The organism is Variovorax sp. GW531-E2 (assembly GCF_059423125.1).
In genome coordinates, this window is record NZ_JBWKXQ010000075.1 from 20,033 (window position 1) to 33,251 (window position 13,219).

The 13,219-nt window shown below is 70.7% G+C and carries 4 protein-coding genes; 3 read left to right on the forward strand and 1 reads right to left on the reverse strand.

Annotated features, from left to right (window positions below):
• Positions 1-11 precede the first annotated feature (11 nt).
• From AC07XP_RS28820 to AC07XP_RS28830, 3 genes are all read left to right on the forward strand, one after another.
• Positions 12-11,444, forward strand: a complete 11,433-nt coding sequence (locus tag AC07XP_RS28820; RefSeq protein WP_495266586.1) for a filamentous hemagglutinin family protein — start codon at positions 12-14, stop codon at positions 11,442-11,444.
• A gap of 20 nt (positions 11,445-11,464) precedes the next feature.
• Positions 11,465-12,097, forward strand: a complete 633-nt coding sequence (locus AC07XP_RS28825; RefSeq protein ID WP_492734118.1) for a sigma-70 family RNA polymerase sigma factor — start codon at positions 11,465-11,467, stop codon at positions 12,095-12,097.
• Between the two features lie 115 nt (positions 12,098-12,212).
• Entirely contained in the window at positions 12,213-12,833 is a 621-nt protein-coding gene (locus AC07XP_RS28830; RefSeq protein ID WP_369644561.1) for an ATP-dependent Clp protease proteolytic subunit, read from the forward strand.
• Here AC07XP_RS28830 and AC07XP_RS28835 read toward each other — a convergent pair.
• Positions 12,834-13,219 (reverse strand): RidA family protein (locus AC07XP_RS28835; protein ID WP_495266587.1); only part of this gene is annotated, 386 nt, incomplete at its 5' end. It lies immediately after the preceding gene.

The following is a 13,219-nucleotide window of genomic DNA, read 5'->3' on the forward strand; positions in this document are numbered from 1 at the left end:
GGAAACGACTCATGAGCACACGCGGGCCCCTCACACCGATCCACGCAACGAAGGCGCACAACCGGCGGCAGGCGCGGCGCTTTCGCATGGCGCCGATCGCGCGCGCCATTGCCATGACGCTGGCGGCCAACGGCGCACTGGTGCTCGATGCCCAGGCCCAGCAGGCCTTCAGCGGCGCCTGGTTCGCCAACAAGAGCGCGGTGCAGAACACCGCCTCGGCGACGGGCCGCTTGCCCAACGGCATGCCGGCATCGATGCTGACCAACCCGCTGGAGCAACGCAAGGCCGGCGAACAGTTGCAGCGCTCCATGGGCAACCTGAACATGGCGGCGCGTTCCATTGCCGCGCAACAGGCGGCGCAGGCGGCCGCACGCGAGGCCGCATCGAACGGGGGCTCGGACATCCCCGACGGCCTGGCCGACGGCGGGCTCAAGGTCGATACCCACAGCCTCACCGCAGGCTGGCTCAATGCCAGGGCGCCAGTGCAGACCGCCGCGGGCGGCCGCACCGTGGTCGGCATCGAGCAGACCGACGACAAGGCGATCCTGAACTGGGAGAGCTTCAACGTCGGGAAGCACACCACGGTGCAGTTCGACCAGAAGGGCGGCGCCAAGCCCGACGGCACCAACGCATGGATCGCGCTCAACCGCATCAACGACCCGAGCGGCCGACCCAGCCAGATCGCGGGGCAGATCAAGGCCGACGGCTCGGTGTACCTGGTCAACCGCAACGGCATCGTCTTCACCGGCTCCAGCCAGGTGGACACGCGCTCGCTGGTCGCGTCCAGCCTTGCGCTGTCGGACAAGCAGTTCAAGCTGGGCATCAACAACCCGCAGGTCCTCACCAACCAGGGCAACGATTTCCCGATTCCCCAGTTCGGTGAGTTCACCTCCGAGCGGCCCCTGATCTACGGCGACGCGGGTTTCAAGCCCGGCGTCGGCGGCGCGCCCGACAAGATGGGCGACGTGGACCGCTTCGTTCCCGGCGCGGCGCCCGGCGAAGTGCGTGTCGACGCAGGCGCGCAGCTGGCGGCGAACAGCGGCGGCAAGGTCATGCTGTTCGCGCCCAAGGTGCGCAACGCGGGCCGCATCTCGGCGCCCGACGGCCAGGTCATCCTCGCGGCCGGCGAGAACATCTACCTGAAGACGCCATCGACGCAGGACCCGAACGCGCCCCGCGGCCTGGACGTGGCCGCTTCGGCAGTGCCCGGTTGGGCTTTCACCGGCGGGCAGGTGTGGGGCGCGCTCAAGCTCTCGCCGGTCTATGCCGACGCCAACTTCGTCGCCGGCCTGCGCGACGTCGTCATGCCCGAGATGGCGGCGCGCGCCAAGGCGGTCGGCTACGAGGTGGTCAACACCGGCACCGTGCAGGCCGACCGCGGCAACATCACCCTGCAGGCGCAGGACGTGCGGCAGTCGGGCGTGCTCAGTGCAACCACCGCGTTGAACAACCGCAACGGCTCCATCCTGCTGCGCGCCTGGGGCCTGGGCTCGCACATGTACGCCGATGGCGTGAACGACCTGATCAACTGGTCGGCCGGCACGCTCACGCTGGGCGAAGGCAGCATTTCGCAGGTATTGCCCGACGCCTCGGACACTAGCGAGATCGAGGCATCGGCGCTTGCCACGCGCTACCAGCCGGGCCGCGTGAGCCTGTACGGGCAACTGATCGACATCCGCTCGAAGGCCGGCGTGCTGGTGCCGGCGGGAACCATCAAGCTCGAATCGGCCGTCAATCCGATGTTCACGCTGTTCCCGTACTTCAAGCCGGGCAGCCTGCGCGATGCGAGCCGCATCTACGTGGACAACGAGGCCTTCCTCAGCGTGGCGGGCCTGCAGGGCATGCAGGTGGCCATGTCGCGCAACTTCATCGAGGCCGAACTGCGCATCAACGAACTGCGCGACTCACCCATGCAGCTCGACGCATGGGTGCGTGGCAAGAAGGTGATCGTCGACCGGCGCGTGAGCGGCGTGTTCAAGGACGGCCCGATGGCGGGCGTGCAATGGGTACTGGGCCCTGACGGCGCCACCTACATTCCCGGTGCCTGGGTGGGCACGCCGCTGGGCGACGTGAGCGGCTGGGTGGGCGTGGGCAAGACCGACCTGGGCGAGCTTTCGGCCAACGCGGGCAGCATCGAGATGCGCTCGGGCGGCTCGGTGATCACGCGCACGGGATCGATGCTCGACGTGTCCGGCGGCTCGGTGCGCTACACCGACGGCATGAACACCGCGACCAAGCTCATGGGCGCGGACGGCCGCGTGCACACCATGGACCGGGCCATGTCCGACACCGACTACACCGGCATCGCGGGCGAGTTCACCAACCAGCATGCGCGCTGGGGCGTGAAGACCACCTGGCGCACACCGCTCATCGGCGCCGACTACAAGGAAGCCGGCTACACCGAAGGGCGCAAGGCCGGCGCCGTGCAGATCTACGCGGGCGACACCATGGTGCTCGAGGGCGACATGCTGGGCGGCGTGGTGGTGGGCGAGCGCCAGTCGAAGAACCCGGGCGGCAACAAGGGCGGCCGGCTGCAGCTGGGCGAGAACTCGCCGGATGGCCGGCCGTGGTCGCCGGGCACCATCATCGTCAGCCACGACCCGAAGCGGCTCGCGCAGGACTTCGATGCGAACACGAAGCTCGGCGACGACTTCTATGTGCAGTTGAAGCCGGGCGAGCAGAAGTCGCGCAAGCTCACCTTCCTGTCGGACGACATGCTCAGCAATTCGGGCATGGGCAGCATCGTGCTGAACCACATCAACGGCGACTTCGAACTTGCGAGCGGCGCGGCGCTGAACCTCTCGCCGGGCGCGTCGCTCTCGGTGGCCGGCACCGAAGGCTCGACCAACGACATCCGCATCAACGGACTGATCCGCGTGCCGGGCGGGCAGATCGGGCTTTCGTCGGCCTACGGAAAAGTGGAGCTCGGCGAGCAGGGCCGGCTGGACGCCAGCGGCCAGTGGATCAACACCTGGCGCGACGGCGCACTGCGCGGCGCCTGGGCGCTGGACGGCGGCGCGATCACGGTGATTGCCGGAAAGATCGTGGCCCACAAGGATGCCGTGCTCGACGTATCGGGCGGTGGCCGCGCGGACCCCGGCAAGCAGGGCCTGCCGACGCTGCGCGTGGGCAATGCGGGGTCCATTTCGCTGGCCGGCGTGACGCCCGACCTCGACCTGAACGCACTGAACATGCGCGCCCATGCAGCGGGCTCGGCGGGCAGCCTGTCGATCCAGACCGCCTCGGCGGTGCAGATCGGTGGCGTGCCGCCCGTTTCGCCGCCGGACGAAGCCGGGGCCACTTCGGCCTCCTCGGTGGTGATGCTGCCGCCCACGCTCTTCGGCGAGCGCGGATTCGGCAACGTCACGGTCTCGGTGCGCGGCGAAGGCAAGGGCATCGTGGTGCCCGAAGGCGTGGTGGTGTCGCAGCAGGCCACGAGCATCGACCTGAACAACTTCGCTTGGCGCGACCTTCCGAGCGGCCGCAACCTGGCCGAGGCAGCGCCCCTGGGCATGCTGCGGCCCGACGAGCGCGCGGCGCGAAGCCCCGCGGCGCTGTCGCTCGGCACCGAGAACGGCCCGGTCCGCGTTGCGCGGGGCGCCAGCGTGCGCACCGACACCGGCGGCAGCCTGTCGCTGAACGCCGGTGGCGAACAGGGCGTGCTGACGGTCGGCGGGCGCCTTGACGCACCGGCGGGCCGCATTGGGTTGAGCGGCGCCACGGTGGTTCTCGAAGCCGGCGCCGAGCTGCTGGCGCGCGGCGTGCCGCTGATCCGCATCGACAGCAGCAGCGGCCGCCGCGTGGGCGAGGTGCGCGACGGCGGCACGGTGAGCATCCTGGCGGGCGACATGCGGCTGGAGAAAGATGCGCTCATCGACGTGTCGGGCGCCACCGGCACGATCGACGGCGTGCCCGATGCCGGCCCCTCGGGCACGCGCGTGCACCGGCCCGCACCGGAGATCCGGCTGGACAGCAACGGCGGCCTGATCGAAATCACGGGCAAGGGCCTGATCGAAAGCACGATGGTGGGCAAGGCGGGCGGGCCCAACGGCATCGGCGGGCGCATCCGCCTGAACATGACCGCGACATCGGGCCCGACAGGCTCGCCGCTGGAGCAACTGCAACGCGTGCTGCAAGACCCGGACTGCGTGGGCCTGGCGGTGGACGGCGTGTGCAGCGACTGGCGGCAGGGCGTGGACTACGACTGGGCGCCCGGCCTGCGCAGCTACGGCTACGAGATCGACGGGCCGATGATCCTGTCGTCGGCGCTGCTCGCGAAGCTGGCGGACGTGAAGGAGCTGGTGGTGTCCGACCGGCTGGGCCTGCCCGGCGCGAACGGCGCGCTCGATGCGGCGCAGTTCGGCCTGACGCCGCAGGCGCTGGACCTGTTCCGCGACGCGCTCTTTTCGAGCGACCTGCTGCGCGACCTGCTGAACAAGCCCGGCCAGGTGTCCACGCTGACGCTGCGTCCGCAGGCCTTCAAGGACGGCGGCTTTGCCGACCTCTCGCTGGTGAATGCGACGCAGGGTGCGATTCGCCTGGACAACGCGAACCTCGCTCTGGGCCGCTCGATCTGGCTGCAGGGGCCGATCGTCGGGCACGCGGGCTCGTCGTCGTCGCTGCGCGCGCCACGCATCGTGCTGTCGGCCGTGCCCGGCGCCTCGCCTGAAGCGCCGGCATCGTCGGCCGCGTCGGCAGGGGCGGGGCAGCTCACCGTGGCCGGCTCGCTGATCGATATCTCGGCATCGGAAGACCCGACCCAGTTCCAGGCCGGCGCCGTGCGCATCGGCGGTTTCGGCCGCACGGTGCTCGAAGCCACAGAGATCCGCATGGGCGGCGCGCTGCCTTCGCCGATCAACGAAGAAACCCGGCTGCAGGTCAACCTGGACGTGGACGGGCAACTGGTGCTGAACGCCGGCCAGGTGTACCCGACCACCGCGATGACCGGCGTGATCCGCGCCGGCGATTCCATCACCGTCGAGCGCCTGGGCGATGCCGGCAGCGCGCCGCTGTCGGCCGGCGGCAGCCTGCGCCTGGAAGCACCGGTGATCGCGCAGAACGGCGTGCTGCGCGCGCCCTTCGGCCAGATCGAGCTGAACGCCGGCGAGCGCCTGTCGCTGGGCGCAGGCAGCCTCACTTCGGTGTCGGGCGCCGGAATGACCGTGCCCTTCGGCACGCTGTCCAACAACGAGCACTGGCACGATCCGTCGAAGGCGGTCGATCCCACCAATCCGTCGACTGGCTCGCTGGTTGCGCCGCCCGAAAAACGCATCACCATGAAGTCGCCCGACGTGGCGCTGGCGCGTGGCGCGGTGGTGGACATCGCGGGCGGCGGCGACCTGCATGCCTCCGAATTCGTGCCGGGCCCGGGCGGCTCGCACGACATGCTGAACATGCCCGGCATGTACGCGATCCTGCCGGGGCAGGCCGGCGCGGCGCCCGCTGGCGGTGCCGCGGCGGGCCAGCGTGTCTGGCTCGCCGGCGGCCCCGGTCTGGCGGCCGGCTGGTACACGCTGCTGCCCGCGCGCTATGCGCTGCTGCCCGGCGCCTTCGCGGTGCAGGCAACGGGCAAGGCCTGGGGCGGCGCACTCGCACCCGCCACCCGCGCACCGGACGGCAGCCTGGTCATGCAGGGCAAGGCCGGCAATGCCTATGGCGGCAACCAGGACGCGCAGGCGTCGGCCTGGCGCGTGATGTCCGGCGCCGTGCTGCGGCGCTACTCCGAATACAACGAGGCCACGGCCAACGACTTCTTCTCGTCCGAGGCCTTCAAGCTCACGCAGTACCGCCTGACCGGCCAGAACGTCGTCACGCCGCGCCTGCCGCGCGACGGCGGCGCGGTGGTGTTCGACGCCGGCCGCCGGCTGGTGCTGGACGGCACGCTGCGCTCGGCACCCGACGAGGGCGGGCGCGGCGGGCTGGTGGACATTGCCGGCAAGAAGATCGCCATCGTCGGCAGCGGGCAGGACAGCGCCAGCCTGCAGGCCGACGGCTACCTCGTCATCGATGCGGCGAGCCTGTCGAACTTCGGCGCGGGCAGCCTGCTGGTGGGCGGCAAGCGCAAAGGCAACGCGCTCGGCCTGGAACTGGACGTGACCGCGACCGACATCGTGGTGCGCAACAACGACGGCTCCGAACTGTTCGGCCCCGAGATCATCCTGGCGGCCAGCGACAAGGTGGCCATCGAAGGCGGAAGCCGCGTCAGCGCGAAGGGCGCGGGCGGGCGCGGCGCGGGCAACCTGGTCATGAAGCCGCGGGTAGCGGCGGTCTACGCCGACCCGGACGGGCAACTGGACGACAACTTCGACGGCGTGATCGACGCCAAGGACGCGGTGGACGACGTGCTCGTCTCGGCCGCCAGGGACTGGGGCGCGCTGGTGCGCGTGGCCACCGGCGATGCGGTCAAGGTCACCCGCCAGGGCGTGGACACCTCGCGCGGCGGGCTGGTTTCCATCGGTGCGGGTGCCATCGTCAACGGCGATGCGGCCTTGCTGATCGACGCCACGCGCACGACGGAACTGGCGGCTTCGGCGCAGATTGTGGGCACCGACCTGTCGGTGGCGGCAGGCCGCATCGGCTTCGGCGGCGGCACCGAAGGCATGGTGCTGGACGGCGGCGCGCTCGCGCAGCTGGGCCGTTCGACGCGCCTGACGCTGCGCAGCTACACCGACTTCGACTTCTACAGCTCGCTCGACCTGGGCGCGGCCGGCCTGAAATCGCTGACCTTCGACGGCGGCGCATTCGTGGGCCGCGGCGCGGGCGACGTGACGATCAAGGGCGACAGCATCGCGCTCGTCAACAGCGGCGGGGGAGGCACTGGCGTGCCCGCCGCCGGCGGTGCGGGCGGCTTCACGCTGGACGCGGCCACGCTGGTGCTGGGCGCGGGCCAGAAGACGTTCTCGGGCTTCGGCGCGGTGACGCTGGCGGGCCGCAACGCGATCGTCGGCGAGGGGGCGGGCGGCATCGACACGGGCGCGTCGCCGCTCACGCTGAACACGCCGCTGCTGACCGGCCGTGGCGGCGCGGCGCAGTCGATTGCCACGGGCGGCGCCTTGCAGGTCGTCGCTTCGGCGCAAGGCGAGGCCGCGTCGTTCGACCCGCAGGAAAGCCTGGGCCTGCGCCTGGCCCTCAGCGGGCGCAGCATTGCCTTCGACGGCCGGGCGGTGGCGCGGGGCGGCAGCATCGACATGACGGCGACCGGCGGCAGCCTGGTCGTGGGGCGCGGCGCCACCATCGACGTGAGCGGCTCCGCCAAGCAGTTCTTCGACGTGGCCGAATACGCGGACGCGGGCCGCATCGGCCTGTCGGCGGTGGGCGGCGACGTGCGGCTGGAGGCCGGCAGCCGGCTCGACCTGGCCGCGCACCCGAGGGGCGGCGACGCCGGCACGCTGAGCCTGGCGGCATCGCAGGGCGGCACGGTGGTGCTCGACGGCCTGATCGCGGCGCAGGCGGGAGGCAATGGCGGCAAGGCCGGCAGCTTCGCGCTCGACATCGAGGCGCTGCCCGATTTCGCCGGCGTGAGCCAGCGGCTGAACGACGCCGGCTTCAACCGCTCGCGCCAGTTCCGCATCCGCCAGGGCAACGTGGCACTGGGCGGCTTCACGCAGGTGGAAGACTTCGGCCTCACGGCGGACCGGGGCCGCATCGACATCTCGGGCACGGTGGATGCGCGCTCGGCCTACGGCGGCGCCATTCGCATCACCGCCGGCAACGGCATGGCAATGCAGGCCGGCGCGCAGTTGCTCGCCGGTGCCACCGGCAGCCTGGGCAACGGCCGCGTCACGCTCGAAGCGGCGGGCGGGCAGCTCAACCTGCAAGGCGGCCTGATCGACGTGGCCGGCAACGAAGGCGGCAAGGTGCGCCTGCGCGCGCGGCAGAACGCCACGCACGACGACGTCGCGGTCAGCGCGCTGAACGTTGCCGTGAACGGCGCGCGCTCGGCGGTGCTCGAAGGCGTGAGTGTCTACGACGTGAAGGACTACGACGGCGCCACGGTCGATTCGGTCAAGCCCGACGCCATCGCTGATGCCGCGCGTTTCAGGGCCGCATCGGCCGGGGTGGCGGCACGGCTGGGCACCGGGCTGGCCGTGATGCCCGGCATCGAGGTCCGCAGCGCGGGCGACCTCGCGTTGAACAGCGACTGGAATCTTTTCAGCGATTTCTCCGGCGCGCGCGAAGGCACGCTGACCTTGCGCGCGGGCGGCAACCTCGCCATCAACGGCCACCTGAGCGATGGCTTCGACGCGGCCGACCGCAGCGGCCGGCTGCAGGCGGGCCCGTCGTGGAACCTGCGGCTGGTGGCCGGCGGCGAACTGGCCTCGGCCGATGCGATGGCGCTCAAGCCGCTCGCGGCGCAGGCCGCGGGCAAGGGGTCGATCACCGTGGGCACGGCCAACACCGCCGTGCCCACCGACATCGACCCGAAGCCTGACAACGGCGCGGGCAAGCTCGTGCGCACCGGCACCGGCGACCTCGAAGTGCGCGCGGGCCGCGACCTCACGCTGGCGCACAAGGAATCGGTGATCTACACCGCCGGGCGCAAGGACACGACGGTGTGGAGCGACTTCTCCACCGCCAACCCGAACGCCAGCTACGGCGTGGAAGGCGGCAACCTTGCCATCGGCGCGCAGGGCAGCATCGAGGCCGCGCCGTCGGGCCAGCACTTCACCGAATGGCTCAACCGGCAGGGCACGCTCAATGCCAAGCGCTTCTTCGGCGAATACACCAACGGCGAAAACGGCTGGAACCCCGACGGCGTCTACGGCCCCGTCATTCACGCGCCCGAGCAGTCGAGCTGGTGGATCGACTACGGGCGCTTCCAGCAGGGCGTGGGCGCGCTGGGCGGCGGCAACGTCAGCGTGGAAGCCGGCGGCGACCTGCGCAACCTGCTGGTCGCCTTGCCGACCCACATGCGCATGCGCGGCGGCCGCTCCGCCAGCGAGGCCATGGCCATGGAAATGCGCAACGGCGGCGCCATGTCGGTGCAGGCCGGCGGCGCGATCCGCGGCGGCCAGTACTACGTGGCGCGCGGCGCGGGCGACATCCGCGCCGGCGAAACGGCGGTCGGCCACACGGTGACGATAACCCGCGACGACAGCGGCGGCGGCTTGACGAAGAGCAGCTACACCGTGGCGCCGATCCTCGCGCTGGGCGACGCCACGCTGAGCCTGCGCACGGCCGGTGACCTGCGCCTGCAGACGGTGGTCGATCCGCTGCTGGTGACCTACGGCGAGGGCCTGCGAGGCGACGGCCAGGTGCTGAACTACGGCGCCTACATGAGCGGCTACACCGACCGCAGCGCGCTGCGGCTGGTGTCGACCGGCGGCAACATCACCTTCGTGAACCGGACCGAGTTCATCTTCCGCGACCTGCTGCTGCGCTGGGTCGAGAAGGACACGCTGGTGGGCTTCGGCGGCAACCGGTATCCGGCGCGCTTTTCGGCGGCCGCCCTGAACGGCGGCATTGCCATCGACGGGCCGTTGTACGTGCTGCCGGGCACCACCAACGACGTGCGAGTGGTCGCGAAGAACGACATCCGCTTCGACGCGCCGCTCGTCATGGCCTACGCCACGCCCGCGATGATGCCCACGGGCTACATGCCGGCCGGTGCGGGCTCGCCGTTCAGCCAGATGAACATGGAGGACATGCTCGACAACCTGATCGAGCGGGCACTGGCCTCGCCGGTCAACAACACGTACCTGCGCACCGTGAACAACCCCGAGGTGCTGCCGCTGGCCAACGACTTCGAGCCCAGTCGCATCTATGCATCGCAGGGCTCCATCGTGGGGCTCGACGTGAAGGCCAACGAGCAGACCTGGGTGCGCGCGGGCACCGACATCCGCGGCCTGCGGCTGGCGGGCCGCAACCTGCGTGGGTCCGACGTCACGCTGCTGGAGGCGGGCAACGACATCCTGGCGATGCAGAGCACGGCGCGGCTGGACACGAACAACGATCTCTCGGTGGGCCTGACCGGCAACATCGAGATCCAGGGCCCCGGCACGCTGGTGCTGGCCGCCGGCCGCGACCTGTACGCCGACAACCTGCAGGTGCAGACGCTGGGCAACCAGCGCTACGACAGGAACAACCGCGCGCTGCCCGAGACGCAGGTCAAGGGCCTGCCGGAACACGGCGCCGCCATCACCGCCATGGCCGGGCTGAACCACGCCGTGGGCTACGACGCGTTCACGGCCGCCTACCTCGATCCGTCGAAGGTCGCGTCCATGCCCGACTACCTGAAGACCCGGGGCGCGGACGGCAGCGTGCTGCCCATCTACCTGGTGGACCAGGTCGAAACGCGCGCAGGCGGGCAGGAAAAAACCGTGCGCCGCGGCCTCGTCTCGTTCATGTCGGACATGACCGGCGAAAAGCTGGAGCCGCTCGAAGCCTGGGCGCGCTTCCAGAAATTGCCCCAGCTTGCGCAGCAGCAGTTCCTGCGGCAGGTGTACCTGCTCGAACTGCGCGAAGCCGGGCGCGACCAGAACGAGCCGGGCACCGGCGGCCTGCCGCGCAACGGCGGCTACAACCGCGGCTACACGGCCATCGAGACGCTGTTCCCGGGCGACACATGGAAGGGCGACGTGGCGGCCAACAAGCTGATGCTGCGCACCATGGCCGGCGGCGACATCGACGTGCTCACGCCCGGCGGCGGCCTGCAGGTGGCGGCGCTGGGCGCCGCAGTGCCGGCCGGCTACGGTCTGGTGACGCTGGCGTCGGGGCACATCGGCATTGCGGCCAGGAACGACGTCACCGTGAACCAGTCGCGCATCCTGTCGTTCGTGCCCGAGGTCACGAAGCAGGGCAGCGACCAGATCATCTGGTCCACCGTCGGCGACATCGACGCCGGGCGCGGCGCCAAGACCTTGCGCGTGCCATCGGCGCCCGAGGTGTCCACCGACCTGGACGGCGTGACGGTGATCCGCGAGAAGTCGGACATGAGCGGCAGCGGCATCGGCACCGTGGGCGACGGCGACGTCGACCTGGTCGCGCCGCGCGGCACCGTGAACGCCGGCGATGCGGGCTTGCGCGTGGCGGGCAACCTGAACATCGCGGCGCTGCAGGTGCTCAACGCGGACAACATCCAGGTCAAGGGCGAGACCAAGGGCCTGCCGGTGATCGCGTCGGTGAACATCGGCGCGCTCACCAATGCGAGCGCTGCCGCTGCGCAGGCGACGGCCGCCGCGCAGGACGCGGTGCAGCGCGAGCGCGCGGCCGCGCGGCAGGCGCTGGCGTCGGTCTTCACGGTGCGCGTGCTCGGCTTCGGCAACGAGCCCGCACAAGAGGGGCGCGACGCGCCGGCGCCGCGGTCGGGACTGCAATCCGGGGCGCAGGTCGACTACGACCCGCAGAACCCCGTGCAGGTGGTGGGCATGGGCCGCAAGATCGACCCCAGGCACTGGGCCGCCCTGAGCAGCGACGAGCGTCGTCGCCTGCAGCAGGACCGCTAGGCGGGCAGGAGCGGCATGTCATGGCACCCAGTGTCCTTTGCGAACAGGAAGCACCGGCGCGCGACCAGGCGGCCGATGCGCTGCGGGACGAAGCGCAGCGTCGCCTGGCGCTGCAGGTTTTTCTCTGCGCCAACTACGAAGGGTTGCGGCGCAAGCTGACCCGCCATCTCGGGTGCGCCGAGATGGCCAGCGAATGCCTGCACGATGCCTGGCTGCGGCTGGGCCACCTGCGGGTGGGCGCGCCCGTGGAAAACCCCAGCGCCTACGTCTATCGCGTGGCCTGCAACCTGGCCATGGACCGGTTGCGCAGCGAGGGGGCATGGCGCTATGTGGACGACCCGCACACCGCCGTCGAGTCGGCCATCGACCACGCGCCCGGGCCCGAGGACATGGCCGAGGTGCGCGCCGAAGTCGGTTCGGTCGACCGCGCGATGCAGGGCCTGCCGCGGCGTCACCGGGCGGTGCTCGAGGCCTTGCGCATCGAGGAGAAGACGCGCCAGGAGGTGGCCTCCCATTACGGGCTGTCGCTGCGCAACGTGGATACCGTCCTGCGCCAGGCGCTGGACCATTGCGGCGCGATGACGGGCCGGCCGGTGCTGGCCGGCGTCGGTACACCCCGAAGGGCCGTGGTGTCGCCCCGGATGGCCGCCTGAGCGGCACGTGGCACCGCGGCACCGCGGCACCACGGTGCTGCTTGCCACGGCAGGCGCAATGTCACGAAACTGTGGGCTTGTTCGTCAAGACAGTTCAACCACAGGAGCTTTCTTCATGCAGCCCATGTTTTCAACACTGGAAACCGACGACGACACCCCGCCCGCGGCGACGGCCGAGCCGCGCAATTCCTACCTCGAGGAAAAGGCGTTCAAGTCGCGCACGCTGCTGATCTTCGGCAGCATCACCGACAGCGTGGCCGCCGACGTCACGCGCCGGCTCATCGCGCTCGATGCCGACAGCGGCGACAAACCCATCGACATCCTCGTGAGCTCGCCTGGCGGGCACCTGGAGTCGGGCGACGCGATCCACGACGTGGTGCGCTTCATCAGCGCGCCGGTGCACATGATCGGCACCGGCTGGGTGGGCAGCGCCGCCACGCACCTGTTTTTGGCGGCGCCGCGCGAGCGCCGCGTGTGTCTGCCCAACACGCGCTTTCTGATCCACCAGCCCAGCGGCGGCGCGGGCGGCCAGGCGACCGACATCGCGATCCAGGCGCAGGAGATCATCAAGGCGCGCCAGCGCATCGCGCACGAGATCGCGCGCGAAACCGGCAAGCCCATCGATGTGGTGCTGGCCGACATCGAGCGCGACCGCTGGCTGTCGGCCACGGAGGCCGTGGAATACGGGCTGGTCTCACGCATCATTCAGCGCAAGACCGAGTTGCGACCCGCCTGATCAGGCCTTGGGCTTGTAGGCGACGACGTCGATCTCGACCTTCGCATCGACCATGAGGCGCGCCTCGGTGGTCGAGCGCGCCGGCTTGTTTTCACCGAAGTAGCTCATGTAGACGCGGTTGAAGGCACCAAAGTCGCGCGCGTCGTGCAGCCAGACGGTGCTCTTGCACACGTCGTCGAGCGTGGCGCCGGCCAGCGCGAGCACGGTCTTCAGGTTCTCCATCACCTGGCGCGTCTGCACCTCGATGCCGCCGGCCACGATCTCGCCCTGCGCGTTGGCGGGCACCTGCCCCGACACGTAGACGAAATCGCCCGCGCGCACGGCGGGGGAGAAGGGGCGGGCCTGGCGGTCGGAAGCGATGGGCGGGGCGCCGAGGTATTCGAGGG